19 protein-coding genes are annotated in these 25020 nt (G+C 69.5%); 12 read left to right on the top strand and 7 right to left on the bottom strand.

The window, feature by feature from the left end:
- The first annotated feature begins 146 nt into the window (after positions 1-146).
- The 7 genes from AC07X5_RS20515 to AC07X5_RS20485 all read left to right on the top strand — a co-directional run bounded on the left by AC07X5_RS20515 (position 147) and on the right by AC07X5_RS20485 (position 14402).
- Positions 147-6116: an alpha-2-macroglobulin family protein gene (locus AC07X5_RS20515; RefSeq protein WP_494771659.1), complete on the top strand. Its 5970-nt coding sequence runs from the start codon at positions 147-149 to the stop codon at positions 6114-6116.
- Positions 6117-6136: 20 nt separating this feature from the next.
- The gene (locus AC07X5_RS20510; RefSeq protein ID WP_494771619.1) at positions 6137-6505 is read left to right on the top strand and encodes a hypothetical protein; all 369 of its coding nucleotides are present in this window, start codon (positions 6137-6139) and stop codon (positions 6503-6505) included.
- Positions 6498-8798 carry a penicillin-binding protein 1C gene (gene pbpC / locus AC07X5_RS20505; protein WP_494771618.1) on the top strand — a complete coding sequence of 767 codons (2301 nt, stop codon included), beginning with the start codon at positions 6498-6500 and terminating at the stop codon, positions 8796-8798. The genes AC07X5_RS20510 and pbpC overlap by 8 nt, the downstream gene beginning before the upstream one ends.
- Before the next feature lie 111 nt (positions 8799-8909).
- Entirely contained in the window at positions 8910-11183 is a 2274-nt protein-coding gene (locus AC07X5_RS20500) for a bifunctional diguanylate cyclase/phosphodiesterase (protein WP_494771617.1), read from the top strand.
- A 71-nt stretch (positions 11184-11254) separates the two neighbouring features.
- Entirely contained in the window at positions 11255-12115 is an 861-nt protein-coding gene (locus AC07X5_RS20495; RefSeq protein WP_494771616.1) for a DMT family transporter, read from the top strand.
- A 98-nt stretch (positions 12116-12213) separates the two neighbouring features.
- Positions 12214-13377, top strand: coding sequence for an alpha-hydroxy acid oxidase (locus AC07X5_RS20490; protein WP_409956102.1), 1164 nt, complete (start codon positions 12214-12216; stop codon positions 13375-13377).
- A 95-nt stretch (positions 13378-13472) separates the two neighbouring features.
- Entirely contained in the window at positions 13473-14402 is a 930-nt protein-coding gene (locus tag AC07X5_RS20485; RefSeq protein ID WP_494771615.1) for a DMT family transporter, read from the top strand.
- A 16-nt stretch (positions 14403-14418) separates the two neighbouring features.
- On the opposite strand, the gene AC07X5_RS20480 is transcribed toward AC07X5_RS20485, so the two are convergent.
- A complete protein-coding gene (locus AC07X5_RS20480; RefSeq protein ID WP_409956100.1) occupies positions 14419-14778 on the bottom strand; it encodes a c-type cytochrome in 360 nt (119 codons plus the stop codon).
- A gap of 283 nt (positions 14779-15061) precedes the next feature.
- Between AC07X5_RS20480 and AC07X5_RS20475 the strand changes: the two genes are divergently transcribed.
- The 5 genes from AC07X5_RS20475 (at position 15062) to AC07X5_RS20455 (ending at position 19079) form a co-directional block, all read left to right on the top strand.
- Positions 15062-15637, top strand: coding sequence for an RNA polymerase sigma factor (locus AC07X5_RS20475; RefSeq protein WP_409956099.1), 576 nt, complete (start codon positions 15062-15064; stop codon positions 15635-15637).
- Between the two features lie 12 nt (positions 15638-15649).
- Complete coding sequence (locus tag AC07X5_RS20470) at positions 15650-16459, top strand: anti-sigma factor (protein WP_494771614.1); 810 nt, start codon at positions 15650-15652, stop codon at positions 16457-16459.
- A 288-nt stretch (positions 16460-16747) separates the two neighbouring features.
- Entirely contained in the window at positions 16748-17680 is a 933-nt protein-coding gene (locus AC07X5_RS20465; RefSeq protein ID WP_494771613.1) for a DUF3034 family protein, read from the top strand.
- A 195-nt stretch (positions 17681-17875) separates the two neighbouring features.
- Entirely contained in the window at positions 17876-18313 is a 438-nt protein-coding gene (locus AC07X5_RS20460) for a group I truncated hemoglobin (RefSeq protein ID WP_494771612.1), read from the top strand.
- Positions 18314-18338: 25 nt separating this feature from the next.
- The gene (locus AC07X5_RS20455) at positions 18339-19079 is read left to right on the top strand and encodes a cupredoxin domain-containing protein (RefSeq protein ID WP_494771611.1); all 741 of its coding nucleotides are present in this window, start codon (positions 18339-18341) and stop codon (positions 19077-19079) included.
- A gap of 26 nt (positions 19080-19105) precedes the next feature.
- Here the strand turns inward: AC07X5_RS20455 and AC07X5_RS20450 are convergent, their stop codons facing one another.
- From AC07X5_RS20450 to AC07X5_RS20425, 6 genes are all read right to left on the bottom strand, one after another.
- Positions 19106-20032, bottom strand: coding sequence for a c-type cytochrome (locus tag AC07X5_RS20450; protein ID WP_494771610.1), 927 nt, complete (start codon positions 20030-20032; stop codon positions 19106-19108).
- Between the two features lie 185 nt (positions 20033-20217).
- Complete coding sequence (locus tag AC07X5_RS20445) at positions 20218-21285, bottom strand: ABC transporter substrate-binding protein (protein ID WP_409962608.1); 1068 nt, start codon at positions 21283-21285, stop codon at positions 20218-20220.
- Positions 21286-21333: 48 nt separating this feature from the next.
- Entirely contained in the window at positions 21334-22506 is a 1173-nt protein-coding gene (locus AC07X5_RS20440) for an NAD(P)/FAD-dependent oxidoreductase (protein ID WP_494771609.1), read from the bottom strand.
- Positions 22503-23903 (bottom strand): FAD/NAD(P)-dependent oxidoreductase, encoded by a 1401-nt coding sequence (locus AC07X5_RS20435; protein WP_494771608.1) that lies wholly within the window; start codon positions 23901-23903, stop codon positions 22503-22505. Before AC07X5_RS20435 ends, AC07X5_RS20440 begins: the two co-directional genes overlap by 4 nt.
- Positions 23900-24202 (bottom strand): (2Fe-2S)-binding protein, encoded by a 303-nt coding sequence (locus AC07X5_RS20430; RefSeq protein ID WP_494771607.1) that lies wholly within the window; start codon positions 24200-24202, stop codon positions 23900-23902. The genes AC07X5_RS20435 and AC07X5_RS20430 overlap by 4 nt, the downstream gene beginning before the upstream one ends.
- 5 nt (positions 24203-24207) lie before the next feature.
- Positions 24208-25002 (bottom strand): ABC transporter permease, encoded by a 795-nt coding sequence (locus AC07X5_RS20425; RefSeq protein WP_494771606.1) that lies wholly within the window; start codon positions 25000-25002, stop codon positions 24208-24210.
- Between the last annotated feature and the right edge of the window lie 18 nt (positions 25003-25020).

Raw genomic sequence — 25020 nt, 5'->3', positions numbered from 1 at the left:
TGCTGTCGGCCGCGCAAAATGGCCAGGGGCGTGAACTGATGCACGCCACGGACACGTAAGTGCTTGCAACGCAGGTCTCCATGCCATGCCGTTTTGTTACGCTTGCCAGTTCCTTTGGAGGGGATCGCGTGAAAGCCAAGAACTGGATGTTTGCCGCCGGCCTGTCGCTGGCGACCCTGGGGGCCATGGGCACGGCCCATGCCCTGCAGATAACGAGCCTGTCCCCCCAGGGCGAGGTGGCGCGTGTGCGCCAGGTCGTGGTCAAGTTCGATGCGGCCGCTGTCAACTTCGGCGACCCCAAGGCACCGGCGCCGCTGACCCTGAGCTGCAGCGATGCCGCCGCGACCAAGGGCAATGGACGCTGGACGGGCGAAAAGGAGTGGGTGTTCGACTTCGAGAACGACCTGCCCCCCGGCGTGCGCTGTACCACCGCCGCCAAGGCCGGCTTCAAGTCGGCTGCGGGCACGGCGCTCACCGGCACCACCAGCTTCCAGTTCAACACCGGCGGACCCTTCGTGCAGAACATGCGCCCCGGCACCTACCAGGAGATCGACGAAGAGCAGGCTTTCGTGCTGCAGCTCAACGGGCCGGCCACGCTGGACAGCATCAAGGCCAACACCTGGTGCGCGCTCGATGGCGTGGGTGAGAAAGTGCCGGTGCGTCTCATCGAAGGCAGCCAGCGCGACGAGATCCTCAAATCCCAGGGCCTGGACAAGCGGGCCGCCCAGCAGCCCCTGCAGTTCGCCACCCTGGCCTGCAACCGGCGCCTGACCTCCGGCTCGCGCATGCAGTTCGTCTTCGGCAAGGGCGTGGCCACCCCGAGCGGCGTGGCCAATGCGGTCGAAAAACGCTTTGCCTACAAGGTGCGCGAGCCCTTCTCGGCCGAGTTCAATTGCGAGCGCGAGAACGCCCAGGCCGCCTGCCTGCCGATCCGCCCGATGAGCCTGTCCTTCAACGCCCCCCTGGCGCGCAAGCTGGCGGCCGGCATCCGCCTCAAGTCGGGCAAGGAAACGGTCAAGCCGCAGCTTGAAGGCGGAGCCGACGAGGACAAGAACCCCGACTCCGTGGTCACCAGCCTGCAGTTCCCCGCCCCGCTGGCCGAGAACACCCAGTTCACCATCGAGTTGCCCAAGGACTTCAAGGATGCCTCGGGCCGCGCCCTGCGCAATGCCGACAGCTTCCCGCTCAAGGTGGCCACGGGCGGCAGGCCGCCGCTGGCCAAGTTCGCGGCCGCGCCCTTCGGCATCGTCGAGCGCTTTGCCGAAGGCCCCGAGGGCCCGGCATTGCTGCCCGTCACCCTGCGCAATGTGGAGGCGGCCCTCAAGGTGCAAGGCCTGCAGGCAGGTACGGGTACGCCCGCGGCCCCCGCCGGCAAGGTGAGCACCCTGCGGCCCACCAGCGATTCGGACATCATTGCCTGGTTCCGCAAGGTCAAGCGCTACGACAACTACAACGTGGCCCGCGAGGAGGCGCGCCGCGACACCAAGGGCCCGCTGCCCAAGGTGATCGACGACGACCGGGACTATGTGCAGTCGCGCATGGTCTCCCTGCTCGGCGGTCAAAGCGGTGTGAAGACGCTGGAGTTGCCCAAGCCGACGAACAACGACCCGCGCCCCTTCGAGGTGGTGGGCATTCCGCTGGCGCCGGGATTCCATGTGGTGGAAATCGCCTCGAAACTGCTCGGCGCCTCGCTGCTCGACGAGCGCCATGGCGATGCCCGAACCATGTACGTGCGCACTTCCGCCCTGGTGACCAACCTGGGCGTGCACTTCAAGCTCGGCCGCGAAAACGCACTGGCCTGGGTGACCAGCCTGGACAAGGGCCAGCCCGTGGCCGGCGCCACGGTGCGCGTTTCCGACTGCACGGGCCGTGAACTGGCCACCGGCACCACCAATGCCCAGGGCGTGGCCAGCTTGGAAGGCCTGTCATCGGATCCCGAGCAGTGCGGTGAAGAAGGCGAGCGTGCCTACTTCGTCAGCGCCCGCAGCAAGGGCGCTGACGGCGTGGAGGACATGGCCTTCACCTGGAGCGACTGGCAGCGCGGCATCGAACCCTGGCGCTTCAATGTGCCCACCAGCAGCGAACCCAACCCCGACGAGCGCGCCCACACCATCTTCGACCGCACCCTGTTCCGTGCGGGCGAGACCGTGTCGATGAAGCACCTGCTGCGCACCGAGACGCGCAAGGGCTTCGACATCCCCGAGAGCCGGCCCGCCGCGCTGGTGATCACCCACGTCGGCAGCGGCCAGCAGTACACCCAGCCCCTGGCCTGGCGCAGCACGGCCACGGGCGGCTTCAGCGCAGAGAGCAGCTTTGCCGTGCCGCCTGCGGCCAAGCTGGGCATGTACTCGGTCGAACTGCGCAATGCCGGCGGCAGTGAGCGCAGCTTCAGCTCGGGCCAGTTCCGTGTGGAAGAGTTCCGCCTGCCGGTGCTCGAAGGCCGCATCGCGCCCAGCGACAAGAAGGCCCTGGTGCGCGTGCGCTCCGTGCCCACCGACGTGCAGATCAACTACGTGGCCGGCGGCGGCGCGGCCAACCTGCCGGTGCGCGTGTCGGCCATGGTGCGCGGCAAATCGCTGCAGTACAACGATTTCGACGCCTTCAGCTTCAACCCGCCGCGCAAGCGCGGCCAGGGCAACAGCGGCAACAGCGACGACGAGGAGGCCGCCGCCAGCCAGGACAGCCGCGTCATCGCCGACAAGCTGGCCGTGACCCTGGACCGCAATGGCGCCGGCAAGCTCACCATCGAGAACGTGCCCCAGGCGCGCCAGCCCCAGGACCTGGTGATGGAGGCCACCTACGCCGATCCCAACGGCGAGGTGCAGACCCTGCGCAGCACGCAGACCGTGTGGCCCGCGGGCGTGGTGGCCGGCATCAAGACCGAAGGCTGGGTCTCGGCCAAGCAGAAGATCCGCTTCCAGGCGCTGGCGCTGCAGCACAACGGCTCCGTTGCGGCCGACGTGCCCCTGCAGGTCAAGGCCGTGGCGCGCATCACCACCACCACGCGCAAGCGCATGGTGGGCGGCTTCTACAGCTACGACAACCAGACCGAGACCAAGGACCTGGGCACCGTGTGCAGCGGCAAGAGCGACAGCCGGGGCCTGCTGCTGTGCGAGTCCAAGCTCGACGAAGCCGGCGAGGTGGAGCTGGTGGCCATTGCCAGCGACCGCGACGGCAACACCAGCGAGGCTGCGTCCTCGGTCTGGGTCACGCGCCAGGGCGAGCTCTGGTTCGGCGGCGAGGACCACGACCGCATCGACCTGCTGCCCGAGAAGAAGAACTACCAGCCCGGCGAGACCGCCAAGTTCCAGGTGCGCATGCCGTTCCGCTTCGCCACCGCCCTGGTGGCGGTGGAGCGCGAGGGCATCATCGACACGCGCGTGGTGCAGCTCAACGGCCAGGACCCGACCATCGAGCTCAAGATCGAGGACAGCTGGGGCCCCAATGTCTACGTGAGCGTGCTGGCCCTGCGCGGGCGCCTGCGTGACGTGCCCTGGTACAGCTTCTTCACCTGGGGCTTCAAATCGCCGCGCGAGTGGTGGAACTCGTTCTGGTACGAGGGCAAGGAATACCAGGCCCCCACGGCCATGGTCGACCTCTCCAAGCCCGCCTTCCGCCTCGGCCTGGCCGAGATCCGCGTGGGCACCAAGGCGCACCAGCTCGACGTCAAGGTCGTGGCCGACAAGGAGAGCTATGCCGTGCGCGGCAAGGCCCAGGTCACCATCACCGCCACCCTGCCCAATGGCAAGCCCGCGGCCAATGCCGAGGTGGCCCTGGCGGCCGTGGACCAGGCGCTGCTGGAGCTGATGCCCAACACCAGCTGGAACCTGCTCGAAGCCATGCTGCAGCGGCGCAGCTGGGGCGTGCAGACCTCGACCGCGCAGATGGAGATCATCGGCCGGCGCCACTACGGCAAGAAGGCCGTGCCCGCGGGCGGCGGCGGCGGTCGCGCGCAGACGCGCGAGTTGCTGGAGACCCTGCTTCTGTGGGAGCCCGCGCTCAAGCTCGACGCCAACGGCCAGGCCAAGGTGACGGTGCCCCTGAACGATGCGCTCACCACCTTCAAGATCGTGGCTGTGGCCGATGCCTCAGTGGGCCTGTTCGGCACTGGCAGCACCAGCATCCGCGCCACGCAGGACCTGCAGATCATCAGCGGCCTGCCGCCGCTGGTGCGCGAGGACGACCAGTTCCGCGCCCACCTCACGCTGCGCAACACCACCAAGGCAGCCATGAAGGTCGAGGTGTCGCCCCGCGCCACGCTGCTGGACCTGAAGCCCCAGACCATCGACATCCCCGCGGGCGAGTCGCGCGAGGTGGCCTGGAGCGTGACGGCGCCGGCCCAGCTGGCGCAGACCCGCTCCGAAGCCATCCTCTGGGAGATCGATGCCAAGGACACGGTGAGCGGCGCGCGCGATGCGCTCAAGGCACGCCAGCGCATCATCCCGGCCATACCGCTCACGGTACAGCAGGCCACACTGGTGCAGGTGGACGGCAGCTTCAACCTGGACGTGAACCCACCGGCCGATGCGCTGCCCGGCCGCGGCGGCCTGAAGATGTCGCTGCAGCCCAAGCTGGCCGAAGGCCTGCCCGGCGTGCGCGACTGGTGGGCCAACTACCCGTTTGCCTGCCTGGAGCAAAAGACCAGCAAGTCGGTGGGCATGCGCGATGGCAAGCTCTGGCAGACCGTGGTGGCCCAACTGCCCACCTACCTGGACAGCGATGGCCTGGCCAACTACTTCCCACCGCGCGACGGAGATGCCAACCGCGGCAGCGACACCCTCACGGCCTACCTGCTGGCGGCCACGCACGAGGCCTCCAGCATCGACCCGGCCTTCGCGCTGCCCGACGAGGCCCGCGCGCCCATGGAGCGCGGCCTGATCGCCTTCGTCGAAGGCCGCATCCAGCGCGAGTTCTGGAGCCCGCGCAAGGACCTGGACATGCGCAAGCTCGCCGCCATCGAGGCCCTGTCGCGCTATGGCAAGGCCCAGGGCCGCATGGTCAGCAGCATCACCATTGCGCCCAACCAGTGGCCCACGCACTCGGTGATCGACTGGGTCAATGTGCTGCGCCGCGTGGCCGATGTGCCCGAACGCGACAAGCGCCTGGCCGAGGCCATGCAGATCCTGCGCAGCCGCCTGTCCTTCCAGGGCACCAAGGCCCTCTTCAGCACCGAGCAGGACGACTACTGGTGGTGGCTGATGCAGAACGGCGACGTGAACACCGCGCGCCTGATCCTGGCCGTGATGGACGACCCGGCCTGGAAGGACGACATGGGCCGCTTGGCCAACGGCTTCATCAGCCGCCAGCAGGGCGGCGCCTGGCACACCACCACGGCCAACCTCTGGGGCGGCCTGGCGCTGGAGAAGTTCTCGGCCAAGTTCGAGGCCACGCCCGTCGCGGGCAGCACCAAGGCCACCATGGGGGCCAACAGCGCCAGCGTGGACTGGAGCAAGGTCGAGCGCATCAAGACCGCGGATGCCAGCGGCGCCGCGCACCAGACCACCTGGTTCGGCGCGCCGGCGGCGCCCGGCAACCTGCGCAACAACGGCATGTTCCTGCCCTGGGCGGCAGCGGGCGGCAAGGAGAGCCTGTCCGTCGCCCACCAGGGCACGGGCAAGCCCTGGCTCACGCTGCAGTCGGTGGCGGCCATCCAGCTCAAGGCGCCGTTCGCGGCCGGCTACGCCATCAAGAAGACCGTCACCCCGGTGGAGCAGGCCAACAAGTCGCTGCCCGCCGGCCAGTACACGCGCGGCGATGTGCTGCGCGTGACGCTGGAGGTCAACGCCAGCGCCGACATGACCTGGGTCGCCATCACCGACCCCGTGCCCGGCGGCGCCACCATCCTGGGCAGCGGCCTGGGCCGGGATTCCGAGATCGCCACCCAGGGCGAAAAGCGCAGCGGCAGCGGCTGGCCGGCGTTCGAGGAGCGCAGCTTCGAGTCCTTCCGCAGCTACTACCAGTACCTGCCCAAGGGCACGGTGAAGATGGAGTACACCGTGCGCCTGAACAACGTGGGCGACTTCGCGCTGCCCCCAAGCCGCGTGGAAGCCATGTACGCGCCCGAGATGTTCGGCGAGTTCCCCAACGCCCGCGTGAAGGTCGAGGCCGCCAAGTGACATCCCCGGGGGCAGCGGCCATGAACGCCAGCGTCTTCGTCGAACTGCGGTTCTGGCTGCTGGTCGTCTTTTCGCTGGTGCTGCCCGCCGGCATCTACGCGGCGCTGCTGCGCACCCGCGCCATCTCGCGCCTGGCGGTGCTGGGCTTCGGCATTGCGCTGGTGCTGATTGCCGGGGTCGATGTCTACCTGCTGCAGAGCATGGCGGCGCTGGCCCGGCAGACGCTGTCGGCGGCCGATGATGCGGTGTTCGCCTCCGAGGTGTCGATTGCGCTCTACGTGCTGCCGGCCGTGTTCGGCGGTATCGGCGTGAACCTGATTTCGCATGTGCTGCTGCACCACCTGACCGAGGCCGAGAAACGCTTCGAGCGGGAGCATCCCGGTGGCTGATCGAGCCCTTTGGTGGCGCCGTCTGGCGTTGGCCTTGGCGGCCGCAGCGGTGCTGCCCGCCCATGCCATCCCCAGCTTCACCGAGGTGCGCCAGGACTTCAAACCCTCGGACACCCTGGTCCTATCGCAGGAAGGCGAGATCGTGCAGCGCCTGCGCACCGATTCCACGGTGCGCCGCGGCCAGTGGGTGCCGTTGGCGGATATCTCGCCCGCGCTGCGCACGGCCCTGGTGCTCAGCGAGGACAAGCGCTTCTACGAGCACAGCGGGGTGGACTGGCGCGCCGCCTCGGCGGCCGCCTGGGGCAACCTGTGGAACCAGCGCACGCGCGGCGCCAGCACCATCACCATGCAGTTGGCCGGCCTGCTCGACGGCGACTGGCGCCAGGGCCCGGGCGGGCGCAGCGTGGTGCAAAAGCTCGGCCAGACCGTGGCCGCCCAGGTGCTGGACCGCCGCTGGCGCAAGGACCAGGTGCTGGAGGCGTATCTCAACCTGGTGCCCTTCCGCAGCGAGCTGGTAGGCATCGAGGCGCTGAGCCGCACCCTGTTCGGCAAGGCCGCGCACGGCCTGGACGACCGCGAGGCCGCCGTGGCCGCTGCGCTGGTGCGTGCCCCCAATGCCCGGCCCGGCCTGGTGGCGCAGCGCGCCTGCGGCGTGCTGCGCGAGATGCAGCGGCGCCCCGGCCAGGCCGCAGCCCAGGTGGACTGCGATGCGCTGGACCTGTTCACCACCGCGGCCCTGCAGCGCCGGGCCTTTGACGCCAGCGAGGGCATCGCGCCGCATTTCGCACGCTACCTGCTGCGCCAGCAGGCGGCTGCGGGCAAGGCGGTGGCCGAACGCGTGGACAGCAGCTTGCGTGCCCCGCTGCAGCGCTTTGCGGTGCAGACCCTGGCCCAGCACCTGCGCGAGCTGCAGGGCCGCAACGTCGAGGACGGTGCTGTGCTGGTGCTCGACAACGCCACGGGCGCCGTGCTCGCCTGGGTCGGCTCGTCGGGCCAGCTCAGCCAGGCCGGCGAGGTCGATGGCGTGCTCGCGCTGCGCCAGCCGGGCTCCACGCTCAAGCCCTTCCTGTATGCACAGGCGATTGCCGAGCGCCGGCTGACTGCGGCCTCGCTGGTGGATGATTCACCGGCCCACATCGCCACGGCCAGCGGCCTCTACATCCCGCAGAACTACGACCGCCAGTTCAAGGGCTGGGTCTCTGCGCGCACGGCGCTGGCCGCCTCGCTCAACGTGCCGGCCGTGCGCACCCTGGTCATGGTCACGCCCGATGCCTTCCACCGCCAGCTCGGTGCCCTGGGACTGCCGCTGCGCGAAAGCGGTGACTACTTCGGCTACAGCCTGGCCCTGGGCAGCCCCGAGGTGCCGCTCTTGCACCTGACCAATGCCTTCCGCACCCTGGCCAACGGCGGCAGCCGCGGGCCGGTGCGCGTGTGGCCGGGCCAGCCGGGTGCCGCAACGGTGCGCGCCATCGATGCGGGCGCGGCCTTCATCGTGGGCGACATCCTGTCCGACGGCAATGCGCGCTCGCGCACCTTCGGCACCGACAGCGTGCTCGCCACGCGCTTCTGGTCGGCCGTGAAGACCGGCACCAGCAAGGACATGCGCGACAACTGGGCCGTGGGCTGGTCCGCGCGCTACACGGTGGGCGTGTGGGTGGGCAACGCCAGCGGCGCCGCCATGCACGACGTGAGCGGCACCAGCGGCGCCGCGCCCATCTGGGCCGCGGTGATGGGCTTTCTGCATGCGCGCGAGCCCAGCCGCGCGCCGGCCGCGCCCAAAGGCCTGGTACGCCAGGCGGTGCAGTTCGGCGCCCTGCAGGCGGCGCAGGAGGGAGCGGCACCGCTGCCGCTGGAGGCGGCGCGCGAGGAATGGTTCGTCCCCGGCACCCAGCAGGCGCGCTTTGCCATCGACCCAGGGCCGGCCGACGAACCCCAGGTGGCAAAGCGCGGTGCCAGGCCCTTGCGCGCCGCGCCCGCCGCAGCGGATGCGGCCGACGAACCGACCTCGGCGCGCATCCTGGCGCCGGTGCCGGGCACCATCATCGCGCTTGATCCCGACATTCCGCCCGAGCGCCAGCGCCTGCAGTTCGTGGCCAGCGGCGGCCGCGACCTGCGTTGGCGCATCGACGGGCGCGAGCAGGGGCGTGGTACCCGCTCGGCCTGGCCACCCTGGCCCGGGCGCCACCAGCTGGAACTGGTGGACGCGCGCGGCAAGGTGCATGACACGCTGCAGTTCGAAGTGCGCGGCGCGGGTGTGCGGGCGGCCGGTGCCAGCCCGCCAGCGCACCGATAAATGGCGCAAAAACCCTGCCTTTTCGCGCTATGCCTGGATTACGGGCAACGTTACACTGTGTTGCAAATGACCGGGTCTGCATGACGCCTGCCCCGCAACGCACGCTTGTCCATGCACTTTTCCCGCCAGTTTTTCTCCCACAGGCTGATCTGGCTGGCCCTGCTGGTGTCCCTGGGCATCGGCCTGCTATTTGCCCGCACGATCTGGACCATGCGGGAAGACAGCTGGGACTATGCCAGCCGCACCAATGCCAACCTTGCGAGCACGCTGGAGCGCAGCATCGGCGACTCGATCCGCTCGCTCGATGAATCGCTCAAGGGCGTGGTGGCGGGGCTTGAGCGCCCTGAGGTGATGGCCCTGCCGCCCGAGATCCGCAGCGGCGTGCTGTTCGACAGCTCGCTGCAGGTGCCGGGTTCGGGCGCGGTGCTGGTGGCCGATGCCCAGGGCAAGCTGGTGCTGCACTCTTCCACGCTGACCCCGCACGCGGCCAACTTTGCCGACCGCGACTATTTCCTGGCGCTCTCGAAGAACCCGGGGCAGGGCCTGCACGTCGGCCGCCCCGTGCCTTCGCGCATGAGCGGGCTGGCCATCCTCCCCCTCACCCGGGCCTACCACCACCCTGACGGGTCCTTTGCCGGCGTGGTGGTGGGGGCCATCCGCCTGAGCTACTTCGACGGGCTCTTCGGCTCGCTCGACCTGGGGGCCGGCAGCAGCGTGGACCTGTACCGCATGGATGGGCTGCCCATTTCGCGCTTTCCGCGCGCCGAGGACGACACCTATGCCAGCATTGCCGGCACGGCGGCCCTGGCCCGGCTGCAGGCCGCCCCCGTGGGCACCGATACCGACGACCCCGTGGGCAGCAGTGGCGCGCGCCAGCTCCAGGCCTGGAAGCATGTGGGCAGCTACCCCCTGGTCGTGAACGTGGCGCAGTCCGGCAACACGGTGCTGGCCAAGTGGCAGCGCAGCGCCTGGGCGCTCGGGGTGTTCGCGGCGCTGCTGATGGCGGGGTGCGTGGGCCTGGCCACGCTGTTCGTGCGCGAACTGCAGCGCCGCCAGGCCGTGAGCGCCGAACTGCGCGCGGCCGAGCGCGAGCGGCAGACCATCCTCGACAACCTGCCCTCGCTGGTGAGCTACTGGGATGCGGACCTGAACAACCGCTTTGCCAACAGCGCCTACGACACCTGGTTCGGCAGGCCGCCCGACCAGATGCGCGGCCGGCATTGCCGCGACCTGCTGGGCCCGGCCCAGTACGCCATGTGCGAGCCCTTCGTGCGCAGCGCGCTGCGTGGCGAGCGCCAGCTCTTCGAGTGCACCGTGGCCGACAAGGCCGGTGTGCTGCGCCATGCCCTCATTTCGTACGTGCCCGACGTCGATGGCGATGCCGTGCGCGGCGTGTTCTCGCAGACCATCGACATCACCGACCGCAAACGCATGGAGGACCAGCTGTTCGAGGAGAAAGAGCGCATCCGGCTGACCCTGCAGGCCATCGGCGATGCCGTGATCTGCACCGATGCGCAGGGCCGCATCACCTACCTCAACCCGGTGGCCGAGCGCCTGACGGGCTGGCAGGCCTTCGACGCTGCAGGCAGTCAGGTGGATGCGGTCCTGCGCCTGCAGGCGCCGGACACGGACAGGCCTTTGCCCAGTACCCTGCACCGCGCCATGCAGGGCGATGCGCCCGATGCGCCCGTGCGGGGCGTGGTACAGCACCGCACCTCGGGGCAGCGTTTCGATGTCGAGGAGACGGCCCGCACCATCACCGACCGGCACGGCACGGTGACCGGCGCCGTGGCCGTGCTGCGCGACGTGACCGAAGCCGTGGCCATGCAGGCGCGCATGGCCCACCTGGCCCAGTACGACGCGCTGACCGACCTGCCCAACCGCCTGCTGCTGCAGGACCGTGCCCAGTTGGCGGTCGCCCATGCACGGCGCGATGGCCGCTGCCTGGCCGTGATGTACCTGGACCTGGACGGCTTCAAGGCCGTCAACGACCGGCTCGGGCACGACCTGGGCGACCGGCTGCTGGTGCAGTTCGCGCAGCGCCTGAAGGCCGCCGTGCGCGGGTCGGACACCGTCTGCCGCCAGGGCGGCGACGAGTTCGTGGTGCTGCTGCCGGGCCTGGACGGTGCGGAGGGCGCCTGCAGCGTGGCGCGCAAGATCCTGGCCGCCGCGGCCAGCCCCTACGAGCTCGGGGGGGAGGCGCTGTGCATCGGCCTGAGCGGTGGCATCGCCATGTTCCCCGAGCATGGCGCCAGCTTCGAAGAACTCACGCAGCATGCCGATGCCGCCATGTACGCCGCCAAGCGCGCAGGGCGGCTGCAGTTCATGCTCTACGCGGGCCCGGATGCCGCTCCGCAGCCGATCGGTCCGCCGGTGTCCGAGTAGGGCGCTGCTCAGCGCGGCCGGCGGCATGCGTCTATGCTCGGCGGTTCTGTCCGCTTTTCTCCTCGCCTTCCATGCATGCGCTCGCCCCGGTGTTGTTCGTCCTGATCTGGTCCACGGGATTTCTGGCAGGGCGCGGCGTAGCCAGCCATGCCGACCCGTTCTGGTTCCTGGCCTTGCGCTTTGCCTGCGTGGCCGCTGCCTTCATTGCGGCGGCGTTCTGGGTGCGGGCCGCCTGGCCGCGGGGCACGCAGCGCATCGCCATGCATCTTTTGGCCGGTGCGCTCATGAGCGGACTGTATCTGGGCCCGAGCTGGTGGGCCATGTCCAAGGGCCTGGCGGCGGGCATCATGTCGCTCATCGGCGCGCTGCAGCCGCTGTTCACCGCACTGCTGGCCGTGGCGGTGCTGGGCAGGCGGCTGTCGCCCAGTACCTGGGCGGGCCTGGCGCTGGGCTTTGGCGGCGTGGGCATGGTGCTGCTGCCGCGCCTGCAGGCAGCCGATGCAAGCGCCCTGTCGCTGCCCGTGGTGCTGGTCGCGGCGGGCAGCATCTTCTCGTTGACCATCGGCTCCATGGTGCAGAAATCGCCGCTGGCGGCCGGCGACGACCTGCGCAGCGCCAGTGCGGTGCAGAACATCGGCGCGGTGGCCGTGCTGCTGGCCATGGCCTTCACGGTCGGCCAGCCGAACTGGGACAACTCGGCCGCACTCTGGGGCTACCTGGCGTTCTCGGTGCTGGTGCTGTCCATCGGCGGGGCCACGCTGCTGATCTGGCTCATGCGCCAGGGCGAGGCCACGCGCACCACAGCGCTGTTGCTGGCCGTGCCGCCGCTGTCGGCGCTCCAGGCCTGGCTCATCTTCGGTGAGACGCTCTCGCCCATCCAGCTCGTGGGCTTCGTGGTGGCCATCGCCGGGGTTGCACTGGCGCGCCGCTGACGCCGCCGTGCAAAAATTTCAACGCACGCGCAAAAGCCTTCATCCCGCCCTTGGCGGGGCACGGCTACGATGTGCGCCATCCATAACAAGGGGACCCCGTGCCTGACCTGTCCAAAATCACCTGCATCGAAGACCTGCGCGTGGTCGCCCAGCGCCGCGTGCCGCGCATGTTCTACGACTATGCCGATTCAGGCTCATACACCGAGGGCACCTACCGCGCCAACACGGCCGAGTTCCAGTCCATCAAGCTGCGCCAGCGCGTGGCCGTCAACATGGAAGGCCGCAGCACCCGCACCACCATGCTCGGCCAGGACGTGGCCATGCCCGTGGCCATTGCGCCCACCGGCCTCACAGGCATGCAGCATGCCGATGGCGAGATCCTGGGCGCGCGCGCGGCCAAGGCCTTCGGCATCCCGTTCACGCTGTCCACCATGAGCATCTGCTCCATCGAGGACATTGCCGAGAACACCGGCCGCCACCCTTTCTGGTTCCAGGTCTATGTGATGCGCGACCGCGACTTCATCGAGCGCCTGATCGACCGCGCCAAGGCGGCCAACTGCTCGGCCCTGCAGCTCACGCTGGACCTGCAGATCCTGGGCCAGCGCCACAAGGACATCAAGAACGGCCTGTCCACCCCGCCCAAGCCCACGGTCCGCAACCTCATCAACCTGGCGACCAAGCCGCACTGGTGCCTGGGCATGCTGGGCACCAGGCGCCGCACCTTCGGCAACATCGTCGGCCATGCCAAGGGCGTGGGCGACCTGTCGTCGCTGTCGTCCTGGACGGCCGAGCAGTTCGACCCCCAGCTCAACTGGGGCGATGTGGAATGGATCAAGAAGCGCTGGGGCGGCAAGCTCGTCCTCAAGGGCATCATGGACGCCGAGGATGCGCGCCTGGCGGTGGACAGCGGGGCCGATGCGCTCATCGTGAGCAACCACGGCGGCCGCCAGCTCGACGGCGCGCCCTCGTCCATCGCCGCGCTGCCGGCCATCGCCCAGGCCGTGGGCAAGGACATCGAGGTCTGGATGGACGGCGGCATCCGCAGCGGGCAGGACGTGCTCAAGGCCCGTGCTCTGGGCGCGCAGGGCACGCTGATCGGGCGCAGCTTTCTCTACGGCCTGGGTGCCTTCGGCGAGGCCGGCGTGACCCGTGCGCTGCAGATCATCCAGAAGGAACTCGATATCACCATGGCCTTCTGCGGCCATACCAACATCAACAACGTGGACCGCTCGATCCTGCTGCCGGGCACCTACCCCGCATAGGTGCGGGGCAGGCAGTCCGGGCCTTCTCCTGCCTGGATGGCCGCCGTGCCCGTTGGAGTGGGCGAGACACCAGGCCAGGGGGCTATAACCCATCGATGACTCTTTCATGGATGGCCTGGGCCTGGATTCCCCTCACCCTCTGGGCCGCGCTCGCGCAGACGGCGCGCAACGCCGCCCAGCGCTCCGTCACGGCCGAGCTGGGCACGCTGGCGGCCACGCTGGTGCGTTTTCTCTATGGGCTGCCTCTGGCCTCGGCCTGGGTGGCGGGCCTGACCTTGGTCGGCACGGGCTACGCCGTTCCGCATTTCTCGCTGCCCTATGCCGCCTGGCTGGCCCTGGGTGCGCTCACGCAGGTCGGGGCCACGGCCTTCCTGCTGCTGGCGATGAAGGAGCGCAATTTCGTGCTCGCAGTGGCCTATTCCAAGACCGAGGTGCTGCAGGTCGCGCTGTTCTCGGCCGTGCTGCTGCAGGAACTGCCGGGCCCGCTGGCCTTTGGCGCCATGGCCGTGGCCACCATGGGCGTGGTGCTGCTCTCGCTGCCGGCCGGCGGCTGGCGCGCACTGCGCACGGGGGAGGGCGGCAGCGGCAAGCTGGTGGTCTACGGCCTTGCCTCGGGGGCGTGCTTTGCGCTGGCCAGCGTGGGCTTTCGCGGTGCCTCGCTGGCGCTGGGCGAGGGCGTCGCGCCCTGGGTGGCCGGCGCCTGGGGGGTGTTCTGGGCGCAACTGCTGCAGACCCTGGTGCTGGGCGGCTGGCTGCTGGCGCGCCAGCCCGGCGTGGCCGGCGCTATTGCGCGCGCCTGGCGGCTGTCGGTGGTGGCGGGCTCCATGGGCGCGCTGGCCTCCATCGCCTGGTTCACGGCCTATGCCATGCGCCCGGCGTCCGACGTGCGCACGCTGGGGCTGGTCGAGGTGCTGTTCAGCTACCTGGTCTCGCGGCGCATGTTCCGCGAAAGCCTGTCGCGCACCGAGGGCATCGGCCTGGCCCTGGTGCTGGCGGGGTTGGTGGGCATCTGCGCCCAGTGGTAGCTGCAGCCTGGGAAGGTCAAGGCGCTGCGATCAGACGCCGCAGGGTGGCCAGGTAGGCCACTACGTCCTCGCGCTCCCTTGCGTCGTCGAGGCGGTAGTCCATGGCCTGGCCTGGGATCAGCGCCTCGGGGTCGGTCAGCCAGGCCTTGAGCGTGGCCCGCGTCCACAGCAGCTTGCTGTTCTGCAGGGCGGGTGAATACGCGTAGTCTTTGAGGGCTCCCGCACGGCGGCCGACGACGCCCCGGTGGGCCGGGCCTTCGCCGTGCGTGTCCACGCTGTGGCAGCCTGCGCAGTGCTCCTGGTACACGGCGCGCCCGCGTTCCACCGATTGGGCGGATGCACTGGCGCTGGCCAGGCACAGCGCGGCGGCTGCCACGGCCCTCCATTTCCATCCGTTCGCGTCAGGCGGCATCATGGCGTTCCTGCCCCATGGGGGCTCCCGGCTGGGGGCGTGGCGGAGTGTCGTGGTTCATGGGCCTGTGGTTCGAAGGGGAAAGGGGCGTGCCTGCATGGCCCTTTCTATACGCAGCGGACTGCCCAGTGGATGCGAGGGCCGCAGAAGGCAGGCCCGTGCATCCAGATGCGGGTTTGTGGCGTATTCACAGCAGACCGACTCCATCCTCCACCGTGACTTCTGGCCAATCCCAGACAATGGGCGCATGAGCACCCTCACCCCCGACAGTGAACTGATGCAACTCCTCGACCGCATTGCCGCGCAGGACGATTCCGCGCTGAAAGCCTTGTACGAGAGCACCTCGTCCAAGCTGTTCGGCCTGGCCCTGCGCATCGTGCGCCACCGCGACGTGGCCGAGGACGTGCTGCAGGAAGCCTTCCTGAGCATCTGGCGCGGGGCGGGCAATTACCGCGCATCGCTGAGCCCGCCCATGGCCTGGATGGGGCTGATCGTGCGCAGCCGGGCCCTGGACGCGCTGCGCAAGCGCGCCTCGGACCGCAGCGACGTCACGAACGAGTTCGACGACGAGATGGCCCAGACCATGGAGGGCGATTCGCCCAACCCCATGGACATCACCCAGGCCAGCGAACAGGCCTTTGCGCTGCACCAGTGCCTGGGCAAGCTGGAGAACAAACAGCGCGAGGTGGTGAGCCTGGCCTACCTGCGCGACCAGAGCCACAGCGAGCTGGCCGAGCAATTGCGGCTGCCGCTGGGCACCGTGAAGAGCTGGATCCGGCGGGGCCTGGAGCAGTTGCGCCAGTGCATGGCCCGCTACGTTTAAGGGGGCACCACCATGGACATCGCCCAACACCCCGAACTGCTGGACCGCCTGGCGGCCAGCTACGCGCTCGGCACCCTGCGCGGCGGCGCGCGCCGCCGCTTCGAGACCCTGGCCCGCGAGCAGGCCGCCGTGCGAGCGGCCGCCCTGGTATGGCAGACCCACTGGTCGGGCCTGGCCGAACTGCAGGAACTCGCACAGCCCGATGCCGCCGTGTGGACGCGCATCCATAATCTGGTGCAGGCCGAACGCCAGGCCCAGGCCATGCAGGCGGCGCGCCAGGCAGGCGAGCCGGCCTTGCCGCTGGTATCCGCTGGCTCCGGTGGCTGGCTGCGCAGCCTGCTGCTGTGGCGCGGTGCGGCGGCCGCCGGTGCCCTGGCCACCCTGGTGGCCGTGGTGGTCGGGGTGCAGGTCAATGGCGGGCTGCGTGCCAGCAGCGGTGCCCAGATCGCCGAGTTGCGCCAGCAACTGCAGGCCGCGCCGCAGATCCAGTACGTGGCCGTGCTGGCCGACGACAAGGCCGCAGCCTCCATGCTGGTGACCTTCGATCCGAAGAACAACCGGCTGGAGCTGCAGCGTGTGGGCGGCTTCCAGGAGGGGGCCGACAAATCGCTGCAGCTGTGGGCCCTGCCGCCCGCGGGCGGCCCGCGCTCGCTCGGCGTGCTCGGTCAGGAGCGCCTGCTCAACCTGACAGCCGGCGAGGCCGACGTGCGCCAGGTGCCGGCGCTGGCCATCAGCCTGGAGCCCCGGGGCGGCGTGCCCAGCGCAGGCGGCCCCACCGGGCCCGTGCTGTTCAAGGGCGAACTGATCCAGCGCATGTTGTAGATCGAAGCACCCCCTGAGTCGCTGCGCGCCTTCCCCCTATCTCGCATTGCTGCGCAATGCGGGAGGGGGACGCCCCCAGCGCGGCGGGGCGGCCCTTGCGCGGGGCACTGGCTTTGGCTGCGCCAGTTTCGCAGGCCTGTGGCTTGTGTGCTGTCTTGTGAGCTGTCGGCGGCTGCCCCTCGACAGGGGATCGAACAAAAATATCTGTGGTTTTTGAATCCGAGGCGCACCAGATTGCGTAAGTAGGGTGCAACATCCTCTTACATCGCTTTCGTACTGGAGCCCCCGATGAACCACAGGCGTCCCTTCACCGTGTTTGCGGTCCTGGCCATGGCGACCGGGCTGGCGCAGGCGGACACCGGCAAGCTGCTGCTCACCGGCGGTGTGAGCACCATTGCCGGCTCGGCTGGCGGGGGGCTCACGCCCTGGGCCGTGATCGGCAGCAACGCCACCGAGGGCGAGGTCGGCTTCAGCGGCTACGCCACGCGGGTCGGCACGCAGGACTACAGCCTGACCGGCTACGGCGTGGCCGTGGGCCTGTTCGACCGGGCCGAGCTGTCGTTGGCGCGGCAGGATTTCAATGCCTCGCCGGCCCTGGCGCTCAACGGCATCGCGGCCTTTGGCGTCACCCCGGGCCAGCACATCAAGACGGATGTGGTGGGCCTCAAGTTCCGGGTGGCCGGTGACGCGGTGCTCGATGCCGACAGCTTCATGCCGCAGATCGCCGTGGGCATCGAGCACAAGCGCGCCCACCCCGGTTCCATCCAGTCGGTCTACAACTTCCTGGGCGTCAAGAACAACGGCACTGACGTCTATGTGAGCGCCACCAAGCTCTTTTTGGCGCAGAGCCTGCTGGTCAATGCCACGCTGCGCTCCACCAACGCCAACCAGAACGGGCTGCTGGGCTTTGGCTCGGCGGCGCCGGGCAAGAACAGCCGCAGCCTGCAGCCTGAATTTTCCGTGGCCTACCTGCTGCGCCGCGACTTGGCGGTGGGCGCCGAGTACCGCTTCAAGCCCAACAATTTGCAGGCGCTGGGTGCAGCGGCGGGCCTGGGGGCTGGGCTGCGCGAGGATGACTGGAAAGACCTGTTCATCGCCTGGGCGCCCAGCAAGCACCTGTCGCTCACGTTGGCCTACGTGGACCTGGGCCGCATCGTGCCCGGCGTGACCCAGGGCCGGCGCCAGACCGGCTACTACCTCTCTGCGCAAGCCGCGTTCTGAAATGAAGCACCCCCTGAGTCGCTTCGCGCCTTCACCCCTATCTCGACTCGCTGCACGAGTCGGGAGGGGGACGCCCCCGGTGCGGCGGGGCGGCCCTCGCACGGGGGCACTGGGTTGGGCCGCGCCAGTTTCATGCGCGGCGGGCAGAACGCAGGGCAATGAATAACTGATACCAGGTACCTTTGGAGACCGATCATGAGAAATTCCCTGATGGCCTTGGGCCTCGCCTGTGCCTGCCTGCTGGCGGTGCCCGCCCTGGCCCAATCCGCATCCCCTGCCGGCTTGTACCAGGCGCTGGGCGAAAAGCCTGGCATCGACCGCCTGGTGGATGACTTCGTCAACCGTGCCGTGAAGGACCCGCGCATCGGTGCCCACTTCAAGGATGTCAAGCCCGCGGCGCTCAAGGAGAGCCTGGCCGACCAGTTCTGCCAGCTCAGCGGCGGGCCTTGCAAATACGAGGGGGCCGATATGAAATCGGCCCATGCCGACATGCAGATCAACAAGGGCCACTTCCATGCGCTGGTCGAGGTGCTGCAAAGCGCCATGGATGCGCAAGGCATTCCCTTTGCCCAGCAGAACCGCCTGCTGGCCTTGCTGGCCCCCATGCACCGTGACGTGATCACAGTTCACTGACTGACAGAGAGAGGGACCCTTGCCCATGCAAAACACGCACATCGCCATCGCCGCTGCTATCGCTGCCAGCTCCCTTGCCATGGGGGCCCACGCCGGCAACGTACAGATCCAGGTCCTGGACAAGGACGGCAAGCCCGTGCCCGACGCCGTGGTGGTGGTCTATCCGCCCGCAGGCAGCGGCGCGGCGCCCAACCTGGTGGCGCCCAGCCCCGTGATCGAGCAGGAGAAGATGCGCTTCGTGCCCGCCGTGACGGTGGTGCAGCCCGGCACCACGGTGCGCTTCACCAACCAGGACCGCTGGGACCACCATGTGCGCGGCAATGCCGCCGGCCCTGCGGCCAGCGCGGCGCCCGGCGCTGGTGGCTTTGAATTGCGCTTGGCCGGCAAGACCGATGGCAAGCCCTCGAATTTCGCCGACGTGAAGCTCGACACTGCCGGTGTCGTGCTGCTGGGCTGCCACCTGCACGGCTCCATGCGCGGCCATGTGTTCGTGACCGATTCGGCCTGGACGCTCAAGACCGACGACAACGGTATCGCCCGCTTTGCCAGCGTGCCCGAGGGCGCGGCGCAGGTGCGCGTGTGGCATGCCGAGCAGCTGGTGGACCTGCCGCGCAAGGCTGTGCAGGTGCTGGCCACGCCGGTGCTCGATACGGTGCAGCTGAGCGTGGTGCCGCGCGTGCGCCGCGCACCGCCGCCTTCCACCGCACCGGGCGGCCCCATGGGTTCATACAGCCAGGCGCAATCGGTGCCGCAGCATGCGCATTGAGCGCGTGGGCATGGCAGCCGGCGGGCTTAGCGGTTCAACGCCACCTCGGCTGCGGGGGGTGGGGGCATGCTGCCATCGGCTGGCAGGGCCTGCAGGTAGTTGTACAGGGCGCGTGCATCCACATCGCTCAACTGCCCCAGCGACTCGAAGGGCATGACCTGGATGGCCGTGCCATCGGGCCGCTTGCCGTTGCGCAGCATGGCCACGAAGCTCTCGGCCGTGGGGTAGCGCGCCATGGAGCTGTCCTTGCCGGGGCGGATGTCGGCAGCGGCCGGCCAGTCCGGCGGGCCGCCGGGGATCTTGCCGCCTGCCAGGTTGGCGCCATGGCAGCCGATGCACATGTTCGCCACATACTGGCCGTTGGCCACCGTCACGCCGGCTGGCACGGGGCGCGAGGGCGCCAGTTGGTGGTCAATGCGCGCAGCCGCGTCGGGAATCATGCCCAGGCCATAGAGCACCCAGGCTGGGCGCGGCAGCTCGATGGTGGCAGGCGTGCCTTCCTTCGCTGGCAACTGGCGGATATAGGAGACCAGGGCGTTCAGGTCGTCGTTGGTCAGCCGGTTGTAGTCCTCGCTGGGCATCACCAGCAGGGGACGGCCATTGGGCTTGACGCCGTGGCGGATGGCGCTGTTCCAGTCTTCGGGCTGGTAGCGCGCCACCACGCCGGCTGCGGTGATGTTGGGGCCGGCCAGGCGCGTGCCCTTGCCGTCGTTGACGAACTCTCGGCCCGTGCCGTTGGCGCCATGGCAGTCGGTGCAGCCGCGCGAGCTGAACAGGTAGCGCCCGCGTTCGATGGTCTGCGCCTCGGTCGTGTAGGCCACGGGGCGGGGCTTGATGTCGATGTAGCGGTTGCGCTTTTGCTCGGCCAGGTACAGGCCGGTGGCGGCCGTGGCGGCAACCAGCACGCCCAGAACCAGGGCGCTGCCTGCGGTCCATTTGATCCAGCGTTTCATGGTGGGGAAGCCTTGTCGGAATGTCTTCGGAATCTCGATGGGGCGGATTCTGAAGTCCTGCAGGCGGTTTGGCGCATGGCGTGCACAAGATGCATCAGGGGCCGGTGACATATGTCACGCACATCACGCCCGCGTGGCCCCACCAGGTTGGCCACGCGAGCGGTTGTGCCTGCCGCTGCCGACGATCAGCGCTCGATGGTCTTGTTCCAGCGCGTGTTCCAGGCGGGGCGGTTGGCGTTCACGGCGTCCCAGTCCAGCGTCACGGCGTTCTTCATCCACTGGCTGATCTGGGCCACCTGGGCCGCCCCTTCGCCCACGGCAGGGGCCTTGGGGTTGGTGGGGATCTGCGCGCCGAACTGCAGCACATTGGCCTGGGCCAGCGGGCTCAGCAGGAACTCGGCGAGCTTTTGCGCGAGCTCGGGTTCGCTGTTGTTGGCGATCACGCACTGGCCCACCATCAGCACCACCGAGCCTTCCTTGGGCTGGGCGTATTCCACGGGAATGCCCTTGGACTTGAGCGCGGCCACGGCGGTCGGAGTCAGCGGGAACATCGCGGCCTCACCGGTCTGCACCATCTCGGAGATCTTGGCTGAGCTGGGGATGTACTCGAGCACGTTCGGCCCGATGGTCTTGGCCCAGTTGTTGAAGCCCGGTTCCACGTTCTTGTCGTTGCCGCCCTGGATGCGGTTGAACATCAGGAAGCCGTGCAGCCCGAAGGACGAGGAGGGCATGGACTGGAACACCACCTTGCCCTTGTACTTGGGGTCGGCGAAGTCCATCCACGAGGTCGGCGGTGCCCAGCCCTTTTCGGTGAACATCTTGGTGTTGTAGGCGATGCCCGTCATGCCCAGGCTCACGCCGCTGGCCAGGTCGTCCTTGAAACGGGCGGCCGGGTAGATCTCGGCCAGATGCGGATTGGGCCGCTGCTTCTGGCACAGGCCCATGCCCATGGCGCGCACCATGATGCCGTCGTCAAGGAACATCACGTGCATCTGCGGCTTGTCCTTGTTGGCCTGGGCCTTGGCCAGGATGTCCGAGGACGTGCCCGGCACCACCACCACCTTGGCGCCATGCAGCTTCTCGAACGCCGGGAAGACGTACTGCGTGTACGCCTTCTCCATCGTGCCGCCGTTCATGCCGATGTAGATCGTTTTCGTCTGCGCACCGGCCATGCCGCTGGCGGCCAGCGCCGCCGCTGCGGCAGCCGTGGACAGAGCGCGGCGCAGAAATGAGGTCTGGCGAGAAGAGGTCATGGGTCTTTCCTTTCTGGGGTTGAACGGTAGCGGTCAATGCAAGGGGAATCAATGGGCAGTTGCGGCCGCCGGCGCATCTGCAGGGGCGAATCGGTCGATGGCAAAGGCATCGGTGGGCGTGCTGCTGCGCCCGTCGCGCGCCAGCTCGGCCAGCACCTCGCCCACTGCGGGGCCGATCTGGAAGCCCGCGCCGGCAAAGCCGAAGCCGTGGATCAGCCCGGGCCTGGTGCGGCTGGTACCAAGCACCGGCTGGCGGTCGGGCAGGTAGCCTTCGGTGCCGCTCCAGGTGCGGATGAAATGGGCGTGCTTGAGTGCCGGCAGCAGCTCGATGGCCTGCACGGCCAGCGCCGCAATGGCGCTGCGCTCGGAGCGGGCGCGGTCGCCGTCCAGCGCCACGCCAGACCCGCCCCCCAGCACCACGTTGCCGCGTGCCACCTGGCGGCAGTAGATGCCGCCACCCTCCACGCCCAGGCTCCATTGCATGAAGTGGGGCAGGGGCTCGGTCACGGCCATGGCCGGGTGGCCCGAGCGCAGGGGCACGGCCTCGCCGAATTGCGCTGCCAGCGGGCCGGCCCAGGCCCCGGCGCAATTGATGAGCAGGGGCGCATGCACGGTGAGCGTGTTGCCCGAGGAGAGGATGAACTGCCTGCCGTCGTGCTCCACCGCGGTCAGCGGCGTGCGCTCGAAGATCTGCGCGCCAGCCCGCTGCGCCGCCAGCGCGAACGCAGGCGACACCAGGCGCGGGTTGGCTTGCCCGTCGTCGGGGCACAGCGACCCGCCCACGGCGCGGCCTCCGATCCAGGGACAGCGCTCGCGCAGGCGGGCGCCGGAGAGCAGCTCGATGCCGAGCCCGAAGTCGCGGCTCATCGCCTGGTATTTCTCCAGCGAGGCCAGGTCGGCCTCGCTGCGCGCGATCTTGAAATGGCCCGTGCGCTGGTATTCGCCATCGGTGCCCAGCAGCGCGGGCAGGCGGCCCCAGATCTCATGGGCGCGCTGCGCCAGCGGCAGCTGGCTCAGGGGGCGGCCCTGGCGGCGCACACCGCCATAGTTCACGCCGCTGGAGCGCGAGCCGCACAGGTCGCGTTCGAGCAGCACCACGTCCACGCCGCGGCGGCGCAGGGCCAGCGCGGCCGATGCGCCCACGATGCCGCCACCGACGATGGCGACCTCGGTATCCAGGACCCGCGGGCTGCGGGTCAGGTTGGGCGTGGCGGCGCTCATGCGACGGCTCCGGGTTGCTGGCCGGCGGCCTGCAGGTGGATGGGGATGGGCTTGATCGGCGCTTGGCCGCGCAGCCGGCCCACCAGTTCCACCGGCTTGCCGGTGGCATGCGCCAGGATTTCGGCGGCCGCCACGCCGCAGCTGCGGCCCTGGCAGCGGCCCATGCCTACGCGGGTCAGCGCCTTCAAGCGGTTCATCTCGTCGGCACCGGCCTCACGCACGGTTGCGCGCAACTGGCCCGCGGTGATGTGCTCGCAGCGGCACACCACCAGCTCGTCGGGGGCCTGGGCGGCCCAGTCGGTGGGGAAGGGAAAGGCGCGTTCCAGCCCTTCGCGAAAGCGCACCAGGCGTGCCAGCTTGCCTTCGAGTTCCTGGGCGCGGGCGGCATCCACCGCCATGCCCTGGTCGGCCAGCAGCGCCAGCGCGGCGCGCTCGCCGGCCCACTCGGCCGCATCGGCGCCCATGATGCCGGCGCCGTCACCCGCCAGGTACACGCCGGGCACGCTGGTGCGGCCCGCGGCATCGCGCTCGGGCAGGTGGGCGCGGTGCAGGGGCGCCCAGGCAAAGCGGCAGCCCAGCAGGTCGGCCAGTTGCGTTTCGGAGCGCAGGGCATAGCCCAGGCCCACGGCGTTGCAGTGGAGGGTGTGGTCGCGGGTGCCGTCGCTGAAGACAACCCCCTCCACCCGTTCGCTGCCGAGCACGCGCACGGGGCGCACGCCCGTGTGGATGGCCACGCCATGCGTGCGCAGCCAGGCCACGTAGTACACACCCTTGGCGAACACGGCGGGTTGGGTCAGCATGGCGGGCGCAGCGGCCACCTGGTCGGCCAGGCGTGCGGTGTCGAGCACGGCGGCCACGGTGGTGCCGGCGCGCGCGTATTGGTAGGCCACCAGGTAGAGCAGGGGACCGTTGCCCATCAGCACCACGCGGTTGCCGATGGTGCAGCCCTGGAACTTGAGCGCCACCTGCGCACCGCCCAGGCTGTACACGCCGGGCAGGGTCCAGCCCGGCACCGGCAGCACGCGGTCGGCCGCGCCGCTGGCCACGATGAGCGGGCCATGGGGCACGCTGCGCGTGGTCTGCGTGGGGCCGTGCAGCACGTCGAGCAGGCCGCCCTGGGCGTTCCACACCAGGCTGTCGGGCCGATAGTCGATGCGCTCCGCGATGCCGTCGAGCGCAGCATGCACGGCCGTGGCACGAGCGGCCTCGGTGCCGTACAGGGCCGATGCCGGGCGCGTGAAGTGCCCGGGCGGGCGCCGGTAGATCTGGCCGCCGCCGCGCGCCGCTTCGTCGAGCAGCACGGGGCGCACGCCATGGGCCGCGAGCGTCTGCGCCGCGCGGATGCCGGCCGGGCCGGCGCCCACGATCACCGCCTGCAGGGCGTGGGGGTCGCTCATGCCGTGCCTTCCTGGGTGCGCAGTGCCATGCCCGGCTGGATGAAGGTGGAGCAGGCACGCAGGCGCTCGCCGCTGTCGGTCTGCACCCAGCAGTCCTGGCAGGCGCCCATCATGCAAAAACCCGCACGCGGCTCGTGGCTGAACTCGTTGCGGCGCAGCTGCGCCTTCTGGGTGAGGATGGCGGTGAGCACGGTATCGCCTGCGAGGGCGCTGGCCGGCTGGCCATCGAGCACGAAGGGCACGGCCTGGCGCTCGGTCTCGGCCACGCGGTGCAGCAAGGGAGATGCAGAGGAAGTCATGGTGATCACTTGCGCCCCACCAGCACGCGGTCCAGGCCGTACACGCGGTCCAGCAGCACCATGGCCAGGGCGGTCACGCCCACCATCAGGGCCGACACGGCAGCCATCAGCGGGTCGATGGACTCGGTGGCGTACATGTACATGCGCACCGGCAAGGTCACCGTGCTCGGCGAGGTGACGAAGATCGACATGGTCACCTCGTCGAAGCTGTTGATGAAGGCCAGCATCCACCCGCCCGTGACGCCCGGCAGGATCATCGGCAGCGTGATGCGGGTGAACACCGTGGCCTGGCTCGCGCCGAGCGACAGGGCCGCATGCTCGGCGCTGCGGTCGAAGCCCACCAGTGCCGCCACCACCAGGCGCAGCGTGTAGGGCGTGACGATGAGCGCATGGGCCAGCACCAGCCAGCCGAAGCTGCCGCTGCCGCCGACCAGCGCGAACAGGCGCAAGAGGGCCACGCCCAGCACCAGGTGCGGAATGATCAGCGGCGACAGGAACAGGCCGTTGAGAAAGCCGCGCCCCGGAAACTCGTAGCGCGTGATGGCGATGCCCGCCGGCACGGCCAGCACCGTGGCCAGCGTGGCCGAGGCCAGGGCCAGCCACAGGCTGTTCCAGAACGACTGCACGAAGTCGGGGTGCTCGAACACCGCCTTGAACCAGCGCAACGAGAACGCGGTGGTCGGCAGGGTCAGCGTGTTTTCGGGCGTGAAGGCCACCACGCACACGACCAGCAGGGGCGCGAGCATGAAGGCGATGACGAGGGCGTTGAACGCCAGGGCGGTGGGGCCGTTCTTGTGCATGGTCAGATTTCCTGCGGG

The sequence above is a fragment of the Acidovorax sp. GW458-11-26-14-TSB4 genome, from assembly GCF_059423865.1.
This window is presented reverse-complemented; position numbering and strand designations above follow the sequence as displayed.